Genomic DNA, 19,030 nt, shown 5'->3' on the forward strand with positions numbered 1-19,030 from the left:
CGGCCAGCTTGGGCCAACGTGGGCGCAGTTGCTCGGCCACCTTGCGCCAGGTCTCGCCGGCATGGACCCGGTCGGGCTGATCGAAGGCCTGGCGGATCGCAGCCGCGACAACGGTGTGCTGGCCCCGCGAGACATGCGCGAGAGCGTTCCTGATCCAGTGAACGCGGCAGCGCTGCCATGTGGCCTCGAACACGCGGGCGATGGCGGCCTTGAGGCCGGTGTGAGCATCGCTGATCACCAGCCTGACCCCGTCCAGGCCACGGGCTTTCAAGGAGCGCAGGAACTCGGTCCAGAAGGGTGAGGGCCATCGCCCGAACGCCTCGGAAGGGCCAATGCCCAAGCCGATGATCTCCCTGCGGCCCTCGGTGTTCGCGGCCACGGCGATTATGGCCGCAACCGGAACGATCCGCCCGCCCTGGCGCACCTTCAGGTAGGTGGCGTCCAGCCAGACATAGGGCCATTCCCCGGTGAGCGGGCGGTTCAGGAACTCGCCGACCCGCTCGTCAATGTCCTTGCAGAGTTTGGACACCGTGCTCTTCGAGATGCCGCTCAGCCCCATCGCCTGCACCAGCTCGTCGACGCGGCGGGTCGAGACGCCGCCGATCCACGCCTCCTGAATGACGGCGACCCGCGCCTGCTCGGAGGTCTTGCGCGCCTCGAGAAAGCCCGGGAAGTAGCTGCCTTGGCGCAGCTTCGGCACACGCAGGTTCAGAGTGCCCAGGCGGGTGTCGAGCGAACGATCGCGATACCCGTTGCGCCAGGTCGTGCGGTCGCCGCTGCGCTCGTGCCCCCCGGCACCGATCAGACCGTCGACATCGGCTTCCATGATCAGTTGCAGCACTGCCTCGGCGATGCTGCGCAGGAAGTCACCTTGGTCATGCTTGGCCAGAAGCTCGGACAGGTCCATGTTGGTCCTGGTCATCGGCGTCTCCGCGGGGTCCGTGGTTGAAGTCGCCAAACTCCACCTCGACCATACACCTCGGTGACCACCCGGGATCACACCGTCGACGGCGATGGAATTACACCACGTGCTCGGACGCTACCCTGGCTGCGCCAAGGCCACTTCAGCCTGACCGCCGCACATGTTGCGATAACCCTCTGGCGTGTCGAAGTCGGCGAGGCGGTAGTTCCCGCCGTCCGTCCAAAGCGTGTCCCCGTCACGACACAGGTATCGAAAGGTCCGCCCTGGTCGAAGTCACATCGGGCGATTGGCGCCGCTGACGCGGCCAAATGCCAAGTCGCTCCGCCTGCCAAGGCTAGCCCCGCCACCAAGATAACCATCCGCATCGTCTGCCCTTTCGCGCTGCTCTCACGGATAGATAATAGATAAAAGGGGGAACAAGTCGTCACGGAGGCGTGGCCCGCGTGAGCGGGAGGCCGAGCCAAGAGCGTGATGCAATGCCATCCGATGTCGCTACCCGCCGTGAGGAGGATCGACCGACCTCATGCTTAGCGTCGAAGTCTACTGCGGAGGGTAGTCGAACTCAGCGGTCCGAAACCCGACTTGTGGGTCAGATGGGGGGTCAGGCTTAAGCCTGCCCTCAAAGTAAATGATACTCTTCGGGAAAAACGCCAGCGTGGTACCCCGTAGGGGAATCGAACCCCTCTTTCCAGGTTGAAAACCTGGCGTCCTAACCGATAGACGAACGGGGCGGACGCTGACGTGCGGGTCTATTAGAAGAGGCGCCCGGGGGTCGCAAGGGGTTTTTGACGCTTCGCCTCAGACGATTTTGGCCTCCGTTGCGTCAGCCTGTTTCGGGGGCCTGCGCGAGGTCCTCGACCTTCAGCTGCACGCTTTCGCGCCCCTGCCAGCGGTTGCGTTCCAGCCGCCCGGCGACGTGCAGCGGCGCGCCGGCCGCCCGCTCCACCACCTCGGTCAGACCCGAAGGCCCTGCGCGGAAGGCGATGCCGTCGAGCCGGGCGCCGCCCTGGGTGAAGGTCAGCTTCAGGTGGCCGTCGCCGACCGACCGGGAATGGACGACGCGGAGGTCGGGGAAGGCGAATCGCGGGGCCGAAGCGCCCTGGCCGAACGGGCCGGCCATCTCCAGCGCGTCGATCAGGGGCAGGGTGGCCGCGCCCGGCATCAGCGTGCCGTCGAGCGACAGGTCGCGCGGCCCGCCCTCGCCCGCGCCCTGGCGCGCGAGCAGGGCATCGAGTCGTTCCATCGCCTCGTCCAGCCGGTCGGCGGCGACGGTCAGCCCCGCCGCCATCCGGTGGCCGCCGCCCTTGAGCAGGACGCCCTCGGCGGCGAGGCGCTGGATCGAGGCGCCGAGGTCCACCCCGCCGACGGAGCGGCCGGAGCCCTGGCCGATCCCGTCCTCGCGCAGGCCGATGACGACGGCGGGGCGGTTCAGCGATTCCTTCAGCCGCGCGGCGACGATGCCGACGATTCCCGGGTGCCAGCCCTCGCCCGCCGCCCAGGCCAGCGCGCCGCCCGCCTCCAGCCGCGCCTCGGCCTGGGCGCGGGCGGCCTCGGTCACTCGGGCCTCGATCGCCCGGCGCTCGGCGTTCAGGTCGTCGAGTCGCGTGGCCAGCGCCTCGGCCTCGGCCTCGTCCTCGGTCGAGAGCAGACGGGCGCCGAGGTCGGCGGCGCCGATCCGGCCGCCCGCGTTGATTCGGGGGCCGAGCAGATAACCCAGGTGATAGGCGTTCGGCGGCCCGTCCATCCGCGCCACGTCGGCGAGCGCCCTCAGGCCCGGGCGGCCCCGACGCGCCAGCACCTTCAGCCCCTGCTGCACCAGCGCGCGGTTGACGCCCACCAGCGGCGCCACGTCCGCCACCGTCGCCAGCGCCACGAGGTCGAGCATCGCCATCAGGTCGGGTCCGGGGCGGCCTGCCTCGCGCAGCAGGCGGTTGGCCTGCACCAGGGCGAGGAAGACGACGGAAGCCGCGCAGAGATGGGCCAGCGCCCCGTCCTCGTCCGCGCGGTTCGGGTTCACCACGGCCAGCGCGGGGGGCAGGGTCTCGCCGCCGAGATGGTGGTCGAGGACGATGACGTCCGTGGCGCCTGCGGCCGCCAGCGCGTCGTGGGAGAGCGTGCCGCAATCGACGCAGACGATCAGGTCATGCGCGGCCGCAAGCCCGGCGATGGCGGGGGCGTTCGGCCCATAGCCCTCGTCGATGCGGTCGGGGACGTAGATCGTCGCGCGGCGCCCCTGCGCGCGCAGCCACCAGACCAGCAGCGCCGCCGAGGCGCCGCCGTCGACGTCGTAATCGGCGAAGATCGCGATCCGCTCGCCCTTCGTCGCCGCTGCGACCAGTCTGTGCGCAGCGGCGTCCATGTCGCGCAGGGTCAGCGGGTCGGGCAGCAGGTCGCGCAGCTTCGGGGCGAGGAATCCCGCCGCCGCCTCGGGCAGCACGCCGCGCCGCGCGAGATGCCGCGCCAGCGCCAGCGGCTGGCCGGTCTGGGCAATGGCCTCGGCCAGCCTTTCCTGCGCAGGGTCCAGGCCGACCCAGCGGCGGCCGGTCGCGGAATGGGTGACGCCGAGATAGGACATGGACGCCGATGTCGCGCGGGCGGCGGTCGGGTGCAAGGGCGCGGGTCGACCCGCGCCCGGTCGCCGGTGAACCGGCGACCCGCCCGGCTCAGGTCGGGTTGCGGTAGGACATGCGGCGGACCGAACCGGTCTTGGACCGCATCAGGATCGTGTCGGCGGTCAGATGCCCGACCTCGCGCTTGATGCCCGAGAGGATCGAACCGTCGGTCACGCCGGTCGCCGCGAAGATCACGTCCGAGGTCACCATGTCGTCGCGGGTATAGACCCGGTCGAGATTGGTGATCCCCGCCTTCTCGGCGCGCCCCCGCTCGTCGTCGTTGCGGAAGGTCAGGCGACCGAACATCTGCCCGCCCATGCACTTCAGCGCCGCCGCCGCCAGCACCCCCTCGGGCGCCCCGCCGGAGCCCATGTACATGTCGATGCCGGTCTTCTCGGCCTCGGCGCAGTGGATCACGCCGGCGACGTCGCCGTCGGTGATGAGGCGGATGGCGCAGTCGGTGGTGCGCAGTTCCGCGATCAGCTTCTCGTGGCGGGGCCGTTCCAGCACGCAGACGGTGATGTCGTGGGTCGAGCAGCCCTTGGCCGAGGCCAGGGCGTTGACCCGCTCGGCAGGCTTCATGTCCATGGTCACGACCCCGTCGCGATAGCCCGGCCCGATGGCGAGCTTGTCCATGTAGACGTCGGGCGCGTGCAGCAGCGACCCGCGCGGCGCCATCGCGATGACGCAGAGCGCGTTGGGCATGTCCTTGGCGGTCAGCGTCGTGCCTTCCAGCGGATCGAGCGCGATGTCGACCTCGGGGCCGGTGCCGGTCCCGACCTCTTCGCCGATATAGAGCATCGGCGCCTCGTCACGCTCGCCCTCGCCGATGACGACGGTGCCGCGGATGTCGAGCTTGTTGAGCTGCTCGCGCATGCCGTTCACCGCGGCCTGGTCGGCGGCCTTCTCGTCGCCGCGTCCGATCCAGCCGGCGGAGGCGAGCGCCGCCGCCTCCGATACGCGGGCAAGGCCCAGGGACAGCATGCGGTCGTTGAAGTCGGTCTTGGCCATGTCGGCTCCTCGGGGGCGGCGGGATGTCGCGGCGGTGATAGCGCGCGGGACGGGGCGGGGAAACCTGTTTGCGTCGGACAGGGACGGCAGTGTCGTGCCTGTCCGACCGCAGGCCCGTTCAGACCCCTTCCGACGAGGCCGCCCAGAGATTGAGGCCCTTGTCGCCCGACAGCTCGTCGATACGGGCGAGTTCCTCGTCGGTGAAGTCGAGATTCCGAGCCGCACCCGCGCAGTCCACGACCTGTTCCGGGCGGGAGGCGCCGATCAGCGCGCTCGTCACCCGGCCGCCGCGCAGGACCCAGGCGATGGCCATCTGCGCCAGCGTCTGGCCGCGCGACTCGGCCATCTCGTTCAGGCCGCGCAGCGCGGCGATCGTGTCCTTGGTGATCATGTCCGGGTCGAGCGACTTGCCCTGCGTCGCGCGGCTGCCTTCGGGGATGCCGCCGAGATACTTCTTCGTCAGCAGGCCCTGCGCCAGCGGCGTGAAGGCGATGGAGCCGATTCCCTCGTCCTCGAGCGCGTCGAGCAGCCCGTCGCGTTCGACCCAGCGGTTGAGCATGTTGTAGCTCGGCTGATGGATCAGGCAGGGGGTGGCGAGGTCGCGCAGGATCGCCGCCGCCTCGCGCGTGCGCTGCGCGTTGTAGCTGGAGATCCCGGCATAGAGCGCCTTGCCCGAGCGCACGATCTGGTCGAGCGCCCCCATCGTCTCTTCCAGCGGCGTCTCGGGGTCGAAGCGGTGCGAGTAGAAGATGTCGAAGTAGTCGAGCCCGGTGCGCTTCAGCGAGGCATCGCAGGAGGCGATCAGGTACTTGCGGCTGCCCCATTCGCCATAGGGGCCCGCCCACATGTCGTAGCCCGCCTTGGAACTGATGATCAGCTCGTCGCGGAAGGGCGCGAAGTCCTCGGCCATCAGGCGGCCGAAGGCGATCTCGGCGCTGCCGGGGGGCGGGCCGTAATTGTTGGCGAGGTCGAAATGCGTGATGCCGTGGTCGAAGGCGGCCCGGCAGATGTCGCGCTTGGTCTGGTGCGGGGTGTCGTCCCCGAAATTGTGCCACAACCCGAGCGAGATGGCCGGCAGCTTCAGGCCCGAGCGGCCGCAGCGGCGGTATTCCATGCGCTCGTAGCGGTCGGCGGCAGGGCGGTAGGGCGGGTCGAAGACCTTGGGTTTGCGGGCCATGGGGCCTCCTTCACGGGGTCTGGATCTGAAGTGCCACCGGCTCGGAGGTCACGACGCCGGTGGCCGTGACCCCCTCCAGCGCGGTGGCCAGTGCCGAGGGCGCACAGGGATGGGTGACGATCAGCACCGGCGCGTCGTCGCCCGGATGGTCGTATTGGCGCATCCGGTCGATGGAGATGCCATTCTGCCCCAGCACGGTCGCGACGCGCGCCAGCGCGCCGGGCGTGTCGGTCAGGCTGAGCCGCAGGTAATGGGCGCATTCGGTCGCCGCGTTGGCGCGGCTGGCCGCGGCCAGCGTCGCGGCGGGCTGGCCGAAGGGCGGGATCGTCACGCCGCGCGCGATGTCGGCGACGTCGCCCATGACGGCGCTCGCAGTCGGGCCTTCGCCTGCGCCGGCGCCGCGCAGGACGATCTGGCCCACCGCGTCGCCCTCGATCACGACCATGTTGGTGCCGCCTTCCAGCTGGCCCAGCGGGCTGTCGGCGGGGACGAGGGTGGGGCGCATCGACTGCTCGATCCCGGCGGCCGTGCGCCGGGCCTCGCCCAGAAGCTTGATGCGGTAGCCCATGTCGCGGGCGCGGCGGATGTCGTCGATCGAGACCTTCTCGATGCCCTGAAGCTGCACGCCCTCGAAATCGACCCGGGTCCCGAAGGCGATGGCCGACAGGATCGCCAGCTTGTGGCCCGCGTCGATGCCGCCGACATCGAGGGCGGGATCGGCTTCGAGGAAGCCCAGCGCATCGGCCTCGGCGAAGATCTCGTCATAGGGTTTGCCGGTCGATTCCATCCGGGTCAGGATGTAGTTGCAGGTGCCGTTCATCACCCCCGAGACGCGGGTGATGGCGTTGCCCGCAAGCCCCTCGGTCAGGGCCTTCACGCAGGGGATGCCGCCCGCGACCGCCGCCTCGAAGCGCAGGGCGGCGCCGTTGGCCTCGGCCAGCTCGGCCAGCGCCTGACCATGGATCGCGAGCATCGCCTTGTTCGCCGTCACGACGGGCTTGCCCGCCGCCAGCGCCGCCTCGGTCGCGGCCTTGGCCGGCCCGTCGGAGCCGCCCATCAACTCGATGAAGAGGTCGACGTCTCCCCGCTTCGCCAGCGCGACCGGGTCGTCCACCCACGCATAGGCGGAGAGGTCGACGCCGCGGTCCTTGTCGCGGGTCCGGGCGGAGATGGCCGAGATGGAGATGTCGCGCCCGGTGCGCGCGGCCAGCAAACCGGCATGGGCCTGCACGATCCGGACCACGCCGGTGCCCACGGTGCCGAGCCCGGCGATCCCGAGACGGAGGGGTGAGGTCATGGCGCGGGCTCCTGCTTGGCACTCTCGCGGGACGGGGTAGCGGGTCGGGCCGGGTGGTGCAACGTGGCTAGAGCGGGGCGTTGCGCAGCTCTTCGGCGCGGCGGCGCAGCGCCTCGCCCTCGGCTTCGAGCGAGGGGCCGGCCGGCGGCGAAAGCGCGCCCGCCTCGCGCCGGAGGCCGGCCGCCCGGGCGTCGAGTTCCAGCTCGGCTGCGCGGGCGCGGACGGGGACGTCGCGCTGGGCCAGGATCGGCCCGACGGGGATCAGCTGCGGCTCCGGCGCGGCGCGCGCCGCCTGGGAAATCGTGCCCTCGATCGGCGGAAGCTCCGCCGCGCAGGCGCCGAGGAGCAGGAGGAGGAGGAGGGCGCGCGGCATCCCGGCGACGATAGGATGCGCGCTGGCGCCCGGCAAGCCTTGGAATTGAACGCTCGTTCGGTTCATAACGACCTCATGGCGAGACCCAGCGGATCCGATGCCGGCGTGACCGGCCCGCGCGTGCGAGAGGCGGCCGAGCGGCTGTTCGCGGCGCATGGCTATGCCGCCGTCTCGATGCGGCGGATCGCGGCCGAGGTCGGGATCGGGGCCGGAGCGCTGTATCACTACACGCCCGACAAGCAGACGCTGCTGTTCCAGTCGATGCGCGACCATCTGCAGGAGGTCATCGCCGCCTGGGGCAAGGCCGATCCGGGCGGCGCGCCCCGTGTTCGGCTGGACGCCTTCGCGCGCTTCCATGTCCGCTTCCATCTCGACCGGCCCGACGCGGTCTTCGTCGCCTACATGGAGCTGCGCGCGCTGGAGCCGGAGAACTTCGCCATCATCGAGGCGCTGCGTCGCGGCTACGAAGCGATTCCCCGTGCCATCGTCGCCGCCGGCGCCGCAGACGGGTCGATGCGGGTGGCGGACGTGCCGCTGGCCGCGAACGCGCTGATCGCGATGCTGACCGGCGTCACGACCTGGTACCGCGAAGGCGGACGGCTGGGCCGCGCCGAGGTCGAGGCGCTCTATGCCGGGATGGCGCTGGGGCTGGTCGGGGGCAGGGCGCTGGCGCTGCCCTGACGCCCCCGGGGGCTAGGTCAGGCGCGCTCCGAATATTCCATCGTCTCGGTGTTGACGACGACGTCCTCGTCGGGGCCGACGAAGGGCGGCACGGTGATGCGCACGCCGTTGTCCAGAAGCGCGGGCTTGAAGCTGTTGGCTGCGGTCTGGCCCTTCACCACCGGCTCGGTCTCGACGATCTTGCAGACGACCTTCTGGGGAAGCTGGGCGCTGAGCGCTTCTTCCTCGTAATACTCGACCACGACCATCATGCCGTCCTGCAGGAAGGGGCGGCGCTCGCCCAGGATCTCGGCGTCGATCTCGACCTGCTCATAGGTCTCGGTATCCATGAAGACGAGCTTGCCGTCGGTCTCGTAGAGGAATTGCTGGTCCTTCTGTTCCAGCCGCACGCGCTCGACCTTGTCGGCGGAGCGGAAACGTTCGTTCAGCTTGGACCCGTTGCGCAGGTTGCGGAGTTCCACCTGAGCGAAGGCGCCGCCCTTGCCGGGCTTGACGTGGTCGACCTTGACCGCCGACCAGAGGTGGCCGTCATGCTCCAGCACGTTGCCGGGGCGGATTTCGTTGCCGTTGATCTTGGGCATTTCGGGCGGGCTCCGAGGGCATGGGGTTTGGCGGTGGCTTACGGCGCGGCGCGTCGGCCTTCAAGACGCCTTCCCGTGCCGCGGGAACGCGAGGCCGGAGGCGACCAAATGCGTCGGGAATGTGACGAATGCTTGATCGAACCAAGACATTGCCCATATGAAGGCGCTGATCGGCGGGTTTGTAGCAGGTTTTGTAGGGTTCGCGAACAACGTATGCACGTGGTGCATATGAGGTATAAGAAAAAGACATGGCCGCGAGGCGGTCCTGTCTGCTAGTCGGACCCACCGGGACGAGAGAAACGACTTCAGGAGTACGGGATGACCGATTTTGTCGATGCGACTGCGTTCAACTTCGAACAGGGGCAACGTGCGCGCAAGCTGTTCGCCGCCGTGGTCCTGGCCGCGCTCGACGATGCCATCTCGGATGACAAGAAATACGGCAACGGGCCTGAGCAGATCGCGCGCTGGGCGCGGTCGCGCGACGGGCGCGAAGTGCTGTCCTGCGCGGGGATCGACCCCAACGAGCGCGTCGTCGCCGGGCTGATGGAATTCGTCGGACGCGGCGTGCGGACTTCGGTCGCACTGTCGCGCGAGGAGAGCGAGCGGCGTCAGGCCGCGGAACTGGCGGCCGAAGCCGCCTGATCCGACACGGATTACGGAAAGGGCGTCGCGACCGGAGGGTTGCGGCGCCCTTTCTCGTTTCGCTTCAGACGGTGACGCCGAACAGCCATCCCACGGCGGCGGTGACCGCCATGGCGAAGACGCCCCAGCCGACCACCCGCACCACCGCCGGCCGAAGCGGCGCCGCGCCCGCCTTGGCACCCAGCGCGCCCAGCACCGCGAGCGCCAGGACGGTGACGACCAGCACGGTCGGGATGATTGCCGAAGCGGGCGAGAGCCAGGCGGCGAGCACCGGAACCGAAGCGGCCAGGCTGAAGGTCGCGCCGGAGGCCAGCGCCGCCTGGAGCGGGTTCGCCTGATGGGCTTCGGACAGGCCAAGCTCGTCGCGGACATGGGCGGCCAGTGCGTCCTTCTCGGTCAGCTCGCGCGCGACCGTCTCGGCGGTGGCGCGGCTGAGCCCGCGGGCTTCGTAGATCGCGACCAGCTCCTCGAACTCCGCCTCGGGCGTCTCTTCCAGCGCGGCCTCCTCGCGCTTGATGTCGGCACGCTCGATATCGGATTGCGACGAGACCGAAACGTATTCGCCCGCCGCCATCGACATCGCCCCGGCCACCAGGCCGGCGACCCCGGCGATCATCACCGCCCGCGGCGCCGGGTCGGCGGCGGCGACGCCGACTACGAGGGAGGAGACCGAGACGATCCCGTCATTGGCCCCCAGCACCGCTGCCCGCAGCCAATTGCTGCGATTGACGTAATGGGGGTCGTCGGGATGGGTGCTGCCCGCGGTCATGTCGCCCCTCCGGGTCGGTGAAGGGCGGCCGGTCGCTGGACCCGACTGCGGCATCCCCAGACGCGGCGGGCCGCGTGGGCTATCGACGCGGGGGAAGCGATCGGCTTCGTTCCGCGCGGTGCAGTCTGTAGCGTCATCGGAGGTGACCTGCGGTGGTGATCGTCGCCTCGAGCCCTGGCGAAGCCCGATGAGTAATGGTCCGAAGGCCGCGGCCACGTCCGCCTTCGGGCGTCCCGGCCTCACGGGGACGGGCGGTCAGTCGAACTCCTCGCCCGACATCATCAGGCGCAACTCGCGCCGGACCAGCTTGCGGACGTTGCGGGTGATCCGCTCGCCCAGGGCGCCGGCCAGTTCCTGCCGGACGATCTCGGCGATCAATTCGCGCAGGGCCTCGTCGCCGCCGATCCGGGCCGAGAGGTCCGACAGGTCGGCGGGGGCCTCGGCGCGCCCGGGCGCGGCGTCCTTCGGCCCGACGGGGTCGGGCGTCGGCTCGGGATCGGTCAGCGGCAGGATCGGGGCGACGTCCTCTTCGGGCGGGGCGATGTTCGGCGCCTCGGCCTCGTCCGTCTCCTCTTCCTCGGGGGCAGGCTCCGGCAGACCCTGAACTGTCTGGAACGGGTCCTCCGGCTCGGTCACGCGCTGCGCCTGGTCCAGGATCAGCGCGCGGCTGGCGCGGGCCTCGACGGCGGCGCCGGCCTCGTTCGCGACGAGGCGCCGGATCGACGAGAGCACGTCCTCTATGTCGTTGCGCTGTCCCATGGCCCCGATCTCTCCTGCTGCCGCTTCAGTGTAGCACGGGCCGCGGCATGCGCCACAATTTCGCGCCTAGTCCCGTCCGAAGCGCCGCAAGACGCTGTCGAGCCGGCCACCCTGCGGCGAGGGCGACACGGCGGGCGCGTTCGCGACCTGGTTGTGATAGTCCGTCGGGTCGTAGCGCTCGACGCTGAGCCCGAGATGATCGGTGGTCATCAGCCCCATCGCCGCCAGAACCTGATAGACGGCGAGTTGCGCGTCGATCTCGGCCTGCAGCGCGGCAGTCCGCGCGTCCAGAAGCTCCTGCTCGGCGTCGAGCACGTCGAGCGTGGTCCGCGCGCCAAGCAGCGCCTCCTCGCGGAAGCCCTCGAAGGCGAGCTGGGCGGAGCGGACCTGCTGCTGCGAGGCGATGATCTGCGCCCGTGCGATCCGGAGCAGCGCCCAGGCCTGGCCGACGCCGTCGACGACGCTTCGCGCCTCGGCCTCGAGCGCGGCTCGCGCGGCCTGCGCGTTGGCGATCGCGCGGCGGTTCAGCGCCGAGAGGCGGCCGCCGTTGTAGATCGGCACCGAGCCGGTGATGCCTGCCGTGAGAGACGGGTCGCCGCCACTCGCCCGCGAGGAACTGACGCTGCTGCGGAAGTCGATCGTCGGCAGGCGATCCGCCTCGGCGGCATTGGCGATCAGCGTCGCGGCCGCCACGTCGTGTTGCGCCGCGATGATCGTCGGGTGGATCTGGAGCGCGATGGCCTGCGCCCGCTCCACGTCCGGCGGCAGCTCCGGCGAGGGGGGCGGCGGCTCGAGGCTGCCCGAAGGCAGCACGCCTGTGACGAGGCGATAGCTCTCGCGCTGGATGTCGACCTGCCCGCGCGCGTTGGCGAGCAGCGATTGCGCGGCGGCCAGTCGGGCCTCGGCGATGGTGACGTCGGTCCGCGTGACCTCGCCGACCTCGAAGCGGTCCTCCGCGGCGCGCAGCTGCTCGCTGAGCAGCCGCAGGTTGCTTTCGCGCAGGTCGACGTTCCGGATCGTCTGGATCAGGCTCAGATAGGCGCGCGCCGCCTGAAGCAGCAGCAACTGCTCCTGCTGGATCAGGCGGTAGCGCCCGGCCAGCACAGCCTCTTTCGCGGCGCCGAGGCGCATGAGGCGCTGGCCGCCGTCGAGTAGCGTGTAGTCGAGGATGAGCGACAGCGACGCGCTGGTCACGTTCGGGGCGGCCCCACCGTTGAACGTGCGCGACAGAGCGGCCTGGCCGTTGATCGCCGGTCTCAGGGCCGAGACCGCGACGGCCACGTCCTCGTCCACCGCCCGCAGCAGCAGGCGCTGTTGCTCCAGCAGTGGCGAGTTGCGGTAGGTCTGCACGAAGGCGTCGGCCAGGCTCTCGGCCCAGGCGCCGGAGGCGGCGAGCGCCGAGAGCGCCGAGAGCGCCGAGCCCATCAGCAAGGCGCGAACTGTCCTGCCGAAGGTCCCGCGCCGTCCGTTCCGTCCCTCCATCTGCCTGCTCCCTCGCTTCGGCTCTGCGGCCTGTTTTCGTCGGTCGTCATGGCCGCCCGCACCCGGCGGCCGCCTCGCTCTAGAAGGTGAAGGCCTGCGCCTGCGCGAAACCCGGCAGGACCGGGGCCCCGGCATTGAAGGCGTAGCGCCAGGTCACGCGGCCGCCGACGCGGTGGCCGAGCCGCGCCTCGCCCAGCGCGCCACGCTGAAACAGCGCGATGATGCGGCCGTCCTCCTTCAGCTGGTCGGTCAGCGCCTCGGGCAGGGTCTCGACCCCGCCCTCGATCAGGATGACGTCGAAGGGCGCGGCCTTCGGCGCGCCCTCGGCCAGCGGGCCGGTCAGCACCGCGGCGTTGTCCACGCCCTGTGCCGACAGCGTCGCCTCGGCCTCGGCGGCCATCGCCTCATCCTCCTCGACCATGACGACCGAGGCGGTCATCCGCGCCAGCACCGCCGCGGAATAGCCCAGGCCGCCGCCGACGATCAGCACCTCGTCCTCGATATCGAGATCCAGAACGTCCAGCATCTTGGCGAAGGTCCGCGCCTCCGGCATCTCGCGCCCGCCGCCGAGCGGAACGGGCGCGTCCATATAGGCCACGGGCCGTGCCGCCATCGGAACGAAATCCTCGCGCGGGATGTCGAGCATCGCGGCGATGATCGGGAATTTGGTCACGTCTGATGGCCGGACCTGTGTGTCGACCATCATCGTGCGGAGCGGTTGGGACGCGGTCATATGAAATCTGAACCCATCGGTCTACTTCCTCGTCATCCCCAGATTGCACGACCCCGCCCTCCGCGCAACGGGCTAAGGCCCCGGGGCGCCCGCTTGTCTCGCCCGGCCGGGGTGTCGGTGTCACAGTGGCGGAATTTCGCTGCGGAAGCGGTCCGGCGGGGCGCGGAGCCTGCCCGCCCCGCCGGAGATGAATGCGGCCACGGGGGAAGCGGCCGCAAGGCGCCGCCCGGGGGAAGGGGGGCGGCGCCTGACGGGGCGTGTTGTCGTCCTGAACGGTATAGAAAACCTTAACCCGTTGGCACCGTTGACAATTATCAACTTCAGGTTGTCAGGTGCGCGGCATCTTTCCCCTCACGTTGCAGCCTTCAGCTCCGCTCCGAGCGAGGTGATGTCGTCATGCGGCACCTTCTCGATGATACGGTAGGCGGCATTCGCGAAGCAGAAGAAGGCGAATCCCAGCAGGCCGAGGCAGAGCGCGATGACGAGGACGTTGCCGAAGGGCTGGTTGGCCAGGAAGTCGAAGACCTGGCCCAGGCCGCCCGCCTCCTGCGGGTCGCCGTTCAGCGCGGCGAGCCCGAGGAAGAAACCGACGATGCCGACGACGACGCCCTGCGCCACGACGCCCGCGCGCAGCGCCGCGTCGTATTTGCGGGTGAACCTGTTGGCCTTCAGCTTGTGCCGGTAGGACGCCTTCCAGGCCTTCCCGAAGTAATAGATCGCCGCGCCGAGGGTGCAGAGCGCCCCGAAGCCCAGGATCCAGCGGCCCGCGGGCCAGCCGAGGACGGTCGCGACCGCCGACTCGACCCCGCTTCCGCCGCCGCCGCTGCGGTCGCCCATCGCGATCAACGCTGCCGTGACGCCCAGCGCGCCGTGGATGAGACCGGTCACGACCATCCCGGCGCGGGCGACCAGCCCCTCGCCGTCGCTGCCGTAATCCTCGAGATCGGCCCAGGCATCGGTCAGGCGCCAGACCGCATAGGCCAGAAGGCCGATGGCGATGAGCCACAGCACGACCATGCCCCAGGTGCTGCCCGACAGCCGGGCCAGCACCGAGGACGTGCCCTGCGCCGTCCCTCCGGACCAGATCGCCCAGAGCGAGATGCCGGCGATCGCGAGATATGTGACGCCCCGGCCCCCGTAGCCGGCGCGCATCACGGGAATGGACCATCTGTAGTCGGACATCGCGGCTCTCCTGCGGATCGATACGCCGATCAACGCCGGGACCCGCCTGCGGGTTCACTCCGCCGCGTGGACCTGGATCACCGGCTCCATCGCGGCGAATTTTTCGGCCGACAGATGACACTTGACCTGATGCCCGCCCTCGCCGAACCGGACCATCGGCGGCACCTCGCGCTCGCACAGATTGCCCGGGACCTCGGACTTCCAGCGGCAGCGCGTCTGGAACGGGCAGCCCGAGGGCGGGTTCATCGCCGAGGGGATGTCGCCCTCCAGCACGATGTGCTTCTTCTTGACCTTGGTGTCCGCGATCGGGACGGCCGAGAGCAGCGCCTCCGTGTAGGGGTGGTAGGGCGGGGAGAAGACTTCGTCCGTGGTCCCGATCTCGACGACGTGGCCGAGATACATGACCATGACCCGGTCGCTCAGATACCGCACGATCGACAGGTCGTGGGAGATGAACAGAAGCGTCGTCCTCTGCTCGCGCTGGATCTCCATCAGCAGGTCGGTCACGGCGGCCTGCACCGAGACGTCGAGCGCCGAGACCGGCTCGTCCGCGACCACGATCCGCGCGTCGCCCGCGAAGGCGCGGGCGATGCCCACGCGCTGCTTCTGCCCGCCCGACAGCTGCCGCGGCATTCGGTCGGCGAATTCCCGCGGCAGCTTCACGAGGTCGAGAAGCTGCAGCATCCGCTCCCGCCGGTCGGCGTCGGACTTGCCGTAGTCGAACACCTCCAGCGCACGGATGATCTGACGACCCACGGTCATCGAGGGGTTCAGCGTGTCGAAGGGGTTCTGGAACACCATCTGGATGTCGGCGACCTGCTTGGTGCTCCGGTTCTCGATCGGCCTGCTCTGGATGTCCTCGTTGCCCATGGTGATGATGCCGTCGGTCGCCGTCTCCAGCCCCATCAGCACCTTGGCGAGCGTGGACTTGCCGCAGCCGGACTCTCCGACGATGGCGAGCGTCTCGGATTCGCGTGCCTCGAAGTCGAGCGTCTCGTTGGCCTTCACCACCTTCTCGGAGCCTCGGCCGAACAGGGAGTTGGCCGCGACCTGGTAGTATTTCTTCAGGTCGCTGACCTTCAGGATCGGCGCGCCGATCTCGCGCGAGGTGGTCTCGATGGCCGCGGCGATGGGCGCGTTCCAGTCGATCTCCTCGAAGCGGATGCAGCGGGAATGGTGGCCCGGCCCGGCGTCGCGCATCGGGATCGGCTGCGCGTCGCAGCGGCCCTCCACGAAGTAGTCGCAGCGCGGGCCGAAATTGCAGCCCGGCGGGCGTTCGTGGGGCAGGGGGAAGTTGCCGGGGATGGCGACCAGCGGCCGCGCGTTCTTGTCGGCGCCGGGCAGGGGGATCGAGCGGAACAGCGCCTGCGTGTAGGGGTGGCGCATCCGGTCGAAGACCTCCTCGATGGCGCCGTCCTCGACCGCCTCGCCGGAATACATCACGCAGACGCGGTCGCAGGTCTCCAGCACGAGGCCGAGATTGTGCGAGATGAACAGCATCGAGGTGCCGTATTTCTTGCCCAGGTCCTTCACCAGATCGACGATCCCCGCCTCGACGGTCACGTCCAGCGCCGTCGTCGGCTCGTCCAGGATCAGGAGCGCGGGCTTCGACATCAGCGCCATGGCGATGACGATGCGCTGCTGCTGCCCGCCCGACAGCTGGTGCGGATAGCTGTCGAGGATGCGGGCGGGGTCGGGCAGCTTCACGTCCGTGACGACCTGGAGCGCCATGTCATAGGCCTCCTTCTCGGAGACGTCGTCATGCAGGATCGGCACCTCCATCAGCTGCCGGCCGATCTTCATCGCCGGGTTCAGCGAGGCCATCGGTTCCTGGTAGATCATCGCAATCTCGTTGCCGCGGATGTCGCGCAGCTCCTCCTGGGACATCTTCGCGAGGTCGCGGCCCTTGAACCTGATCGAGCCGCCGACGACGGCCCCGTTCTTCCCGAGGTCCTGCATGACGCCCAGCGCGACCGTTGACTTGCCGCAGCCCGACTCGCCGACGAGGCCCACCGCCTCGCCGGGCTGGACCACGACCGAGAAGTCCATCACCGCGGGGATTTCCCGCAGGCGCGTGAAGAAGGAGATCGAGAGGCGCTCGATCTCGAGGATGGGGCCCTGATAGTCGGGGTTCTGCTTCATTTTCAAAGTCTCTCTTGGTGGAGAGCGCCGGGGGCTCTGCCCCCGGACCCCCGGAGTATTTTCGGCCACAGGAAGGAGGGGACCGGACCCCGCCTCCTGTCGTTCAGTCCCTCAGGCTTTCCTCTCTCAGCCCGTCCGCGAGCAGGTTCAGCCCCAGCACCAGGCTCAGCAGCGCGAGCGCGGGTGCGATGGCGGGGTGCGGATAGACTGACAGCAACCGGCGGCCGTCGTTGATGGTCGTGCCCCAGTCCGGACTCTCGGGCGGCAGGCCGAGGCCGAAGAAGCCGAGCGTCCCGAGGAGGATCGTGGTATAGCCGATGCGCAGGCAGAAATCGACGATCAGCGGCCCGCGGGCGTTGGGCAGGATCTCCCACAGCATGATGTACCACGGCGTCTCGCCCCGGGTCTGGGCGGCGGCGACGTAGTCGCGGGTCTTGATGTCGAGCGTCAGGCCCCGGACGATCCGGAACACGGTGGGCGAGTTCACGAAGACCACCGACACGAACACGATCAGCACCTGCCCCGACACGTCGAAGAGGTCGAGAAAGCCCGGCCAGACCCGGAACAGCGGCTTCGGCGCGGTCTGGTCCATGACCAGCGAGAAGTAGAGCAGCAGCCCCACCGCCATCGCGATCCCGAGATAGAGGTTCCGCGTCGCGGGCTGGGTCCGGTAGCGCGAGTTGATCAGCACGCCCACGAAGATCAGCGGGAAGAGGAACAGCACCAGCGCCATGTAGTTGGGCAGGCCGGTCTGCACGATCTCGGGCGTGACGAGCAGGTAGAACAGCAGGATCACCGGGAAGGCGAGGATCAGGTTGGCGAGGAAGCTGAGCCCGGTGTCGAGCCGGCCGCCGTAGTAGCCCGCGGGCAGGCCCAGCGTGATGCCCACCATGAAGGCGAACAGCGTGGCGAGCGGCGCGATCTGCATCACGATGGTCGAGCCGAGGACCATGCGGCTGAAGACGTCCCGCGCGAGGTTGTCGCCGCCCAGCAGGTAGTAGGGATACTGTCCCGCCTCGGCGCCGCTCAGGGGCGAGCCGGGAACCTCGTTCTTCATGCCCGAGACCTGGCTCAGGGGGTCGTGCATGTAGATCAGGTCGAACACCCCGGCCCACAGCGCGGTGAACACCCAGAACATCACCAGCCCGAAGCCGACCATCCCGATGCTCGAGTCGAAGAGCTTGCCGTAGAGCCCCAGCCTGCGCCTGTAGGCGTAGCTTGCGGCGAACAGCAGGGCGAGGCTGATCCAGACCGGCGTGAAGGCCCGCGCCATCCCGCCGACGATCCCGCCGCCCTGCCAGCCGACGACCATGCCGGTGACGATATAGGCGACGACGGTGGCGACCACGGCCCAGACCGCCCATCCCTGGGCCCTGGTGGCCAGCCCCGACAGGCCGGGCTGCGCGGCGACGGTGCCGTCGGGATTGACGGTGATGCGGTCGGAGGCGGTGACGAAGCTCAGCGCGATGGCCAGCACCGAGGTGACGACGAGGGCCGCGGCCGAGATCCCGAGGATCGGGTCCAGCACGTCGCCCATGTTTCCGGTCCAGGTGAGGGGTTCCATGTCCGTCTCTCCTCAGGCGATGCGGATGCGCGGGTTCAGGAAGACGTAGCCGATGTCCGACAGCAGCTGCGTCGCCAGAACGACCACGACCGAGATGATCGACACGCCGAGCAGCAGGTCGATGTCGTTGTTTCCGGCCGCCTGCACCAGCGTCCAGCCGAAGCCCTTGTAGTTGAACAGCGTCTCGACGATCACGACGCCGTTGAGCAGCCAGGGCAGCTGCAGCATGATGACCGTGAAGGGCGCGATCAGCGCGTTGCGCAGCGCATGCTTCATGACGATCTGCCCGAAGCTGACGCCTTTCAGCCGCGCAGTGCGGATGTATTGCGCGGTCATCACCTCGGTCATCGAGGCCCGCGTCATTCGCGCGATGTAGCCCATCCCGTAGAGCGCGATCGTCAGCACCGGCAGGGTGAAGTTCTCGAAGGTGATGTTCTCCATCGCGCTCGTCGCCGTGCCCTTGAACCATTTCAGCCCCACCGCGGACGAGGCGAAGACGGCGATGAAGATCACGCCCGAGACATATTCGGGCGTCGCCGTCGTGGCGATCGACACCGTCGAGAGCGAGCGGTCCAGCTTCGACCCCTCGCGCATTCCGGCCAGCACGCCCAGCAGCAGCGCGCCGGGCACCATGACCAGCATCACGAAGAACATCAGCTTCGCGGTCTGCCAGCCCCGCTCTGCCAGAATGGCGAGCACGTCGTCCTGGAACACCGTGGACCAGCCCCAGTCGCCCTGCAGCACGCCGCAGAAGCGTGGCGCCTCGGCCGCGGTCATGCCCGGATCGGCGCAGCGCGAGAAGACGACCTCGCCGGCCTCTTCGCGGGTGAAGTGCGGCAGCACGCCCAGCCAGCGGCCGTAGTTGACGATGACGGGGTCGTCGTAGCCCCGCGCGGCCAGCCAGGTGACGACCTGCTCGTCCGACATCCGGTTGTTGGCCTGCTGCTTGGCCAGCTTCTCCAGGTTCGGCGAGAGGTTCGTCAGGAAGAAGACGATGAACGTCAGGCACAGCGCCGTCAGGATCATCACGCCGAGTCGGCGCAGGATGAACGTCAGCATGGTCGCGGGTCCCCCGGTGCGTTGTTTTGCGTGCGGATTATCTG

At 69.3% G+C, this 19,030-nt stretch carries 17 protein-coding genes and 1 tRNA gene; 2 read left to right on the forward strand and 16 right to left on the reverse strand.

Annotated elements, in window-relative coordinates:
- The 7 genes from DR046_RS16555 to DR046_RS16585 all read right to left on the reverse strand — a co-directional run.
- Positions 1-922, reverse strand: a 922-nt coding sequence (locus tag DR046_RS16555; protein ID WP_115383505.1) for an IS256 family transposase, incomplete at its 3' end; no start/stop codon positions are given.
- A gap of 656 nt (positions 923-1,578) precedes the next feature.
- A tRNA-Glu gene (locus DR046_RS16560) sits at positions 1,579-1,653 on the reverse strand.
- Between the two features lie 92 nt (positions 1,654-1,745).
- Positions 1,746-3,497 carry a single-stranded-DNA-specific exonuclease RecJ gene (gene recJ, locus DR046_RS16565; protein ID WP_115383506.1) on the reverse strand — a complete coding sequence of 584 codons (1,752 nt, stop codon included), beginning with the start codon at positions 3,495-3,497 and terminating at the stop codon, positions 1,746-1,748.
- An 88-nt stretch (positions 3,498-3,585) separates the two neighbouring features.
- Positions 3,586-4,545, reverse strand: a complete 960-nt coding sequence (glpX, locus tag DR046_RS16570) for a class II fructose-bisphosphatase (protein WP_115383507.1) — start codon at positions 4,543-4,545, stop codon at positions 3,586-3,588.
- Positions 4,546-4,663: 118 nt separating this feature from the next.
- On the reverse strand, positions 4,664-5,722 hold the full coding sequence (mgrA, locus tag DR046_RS16575) for an L-glyceraldehyde 3-phosphate reductase (protein WP_115383508.1): 1,059 nt from the start codon (positions 5,720-5,722) through the stop codon (positions 4,664-4,666).
- Positions 5,723-5,732: 10 nt separating this feature from the next.
- The gene (locus DR046_RS16580) at positions 5,733-7,019 is read right to left on the reverse strand and encodes a homoserine dehydrogenase (protein ID WP_115383509.1); all 1,287 of its coding nucleotides are present in this window, start codon (positions 7,017-7,019) and stop codon (positions 5,733-5,735) included.
- Between the two features lie 67 nt (positions 7,020-7,086).
- Positions 7,087-7,392, reverse strand: a complete 306-nt coding sequence (locus tag DR046_RS16585; protein ID WP_135227321.1) for a hypothetical protein — start codon at positions 7,390-7,392, stop codon at positions 7,087-7,089.
- A gap of 75 nt (positions 7,393-7,467) precedes the next feature.
- Here DR046_RS16585 and DR046_RS16590 point away from each other — a divergent pair, with 75 nt between their 5' ends.
- A complete protein-coding gene (locus DR046_RS16590; RefSeq protein ID WP_115383511.1) occupies positions 7,468-8,073 on the forward strand; it encodes a TetR/AcrR family transcriptional regulator in 606 nt (201 codons plus the stop codon).
- Positions 8,074-8,090: 17 nt separating this feature from the next.
- Here the strand turns inward: DR046_RS16590 and efp are convergent, their stop codons facing one another.
- Positions 8,091-8,654, reverse strand: coding sequence for an elongation factor P (gene efp / locus DR046_RS16595; protein WP_115383512.1), 564 nt, complete (start codon positions 8,652-8,654; stop codon positions 8,091-8,093).
- 318 nt (positions 8,655-8,972) lie between these two features.
- On the opposite strand from efp, the gene DR046_RS16600 reads away from it, so the two are divergent.
- Positions 8,973-9,296: a DUF6280 family protein gene (locus DR046_RS16600; protein ID WP_109564027.1), complete on the forward strand. Its 324-nt coding sequence runs from the start codon at positions 8,973-8,975 to the stop codon at positions 9,294-9,296.
- Between the two features lie 64 nt (positions 9,297-9,360).
- Here DR046_RS16600 and DR046_RS16605 read toward each other — a convergent pair whose 3' ends face one another.
- From DR046_RS16605 to DR046_RS16640, 8 genes are all read right to left on the reverse strand, one after another.
- Complete coding sequence (locus DR046_RS16605; protein ID WP_115383513.1) at positions 9,361-10,065, reverse strand: VIT1/CCC1 transporter family protein; 705 nt, start codon at positions 10,063-10,065, stop codon at positions 9,361-9,363.
- 255 nt (positions 10,066-10,320) lie between these two features.
- The gene (locus DR046_RS16610) at positions 10,321-10,824 is read right to left on the reverse strand and encodes a hypothetical protein (RefSeq protein WP_115383514.1); all 504 of its coding nucleotides are present in this window, start codon (positions 10,822-10,824) and stop codon (positions 10,321-10,323) included.
- A gap of 66 nt (positions 10,825-10,890) precedes the next feature.
- The gene (locus DR046_RS16615) at positions 10,891-12,306 is read right to left on the reverse strand and encodes a TolC family outer membrane protein (RefSeq protein ID WP_245190979.1); all 1,416 of its coding nucleotides are present in this window, start codon (positions 12,304-12,306) and stop codon (positions 10,891-10,893) included.
- 79 nt (positions 12,307-12,385) lie between these two features.
- A complete protein-coding gene (locus DR046_RS16620) occupies positions 12,386-13,039 on the reverse strand; it encodes a protein-L-isoaspartate O-methyltransferase family protein (protein WP_115383515.1) in 654 nt (217 codons plus the stop codon).
- A 351-nt stretch (positions 13,040-13,390) separates the two neighbouring features.
- The gene (locus tag DR046_RS16625) at positions 13,391-14,221 is read right to left on the reverse strand and encodes a DUF1206 domain-containing protein (protein ID WP_115383516.1); all 831 of its coding nucleotides are present in this window, start codon (positions 14,219-14,221) and stop codon (positions 13,391-13,393) included.
- A gap of 54 nt (positions 14,222-14,275) precedes the next feature.
- A complete protein-coding gene (locus DR046_RS16630) occupies positions 14,276-16,363 on the reverse strand; it encodes an ABC transporter ATP-binding protein (protein ID WP_115383517.1) in 2,088 nt (695 codons plus the stop codon).
- 103 nt (positions 16,364-16,466) lie between these two features.
- The gene (locus tag DR046_RS16635; protein WP_115383518.1) at positions 16,467-17,927 is read right to left on the reverse strand and encodes an ABC transporter permease; all 1,461 of its coding nucleotides are present in this window, start codon (positions 17,925-17,927) and stop codon (positions 16,467-16,469) included.
- A 12-nt stretch (positions 17,928-17,939) separates the two neighbouring features.
- Positions 17,940-18,986, reverse strand: a complete 1,047-nt coding sequence (locus tag DR046_RS16640) for an ABC transporter permease (RefSeq protein WP_115383519.1) — start codon at positions 18,984-18,986, stop codon at positions 17,940-17,942.
- Between the last annotated feature and the right edge of the window lie 44 nt (positions 18,987-19,030).

This window comes from Jannaschia formosa, assembly GCF_003340555.1.
Taxonomy (GTDB): Bacteria; Pseudomonadota; Alphaproteobacteria; order Rhodobacterales; family Rhodobacteraceae; genus Jannaschia; species Jannaschia formosa.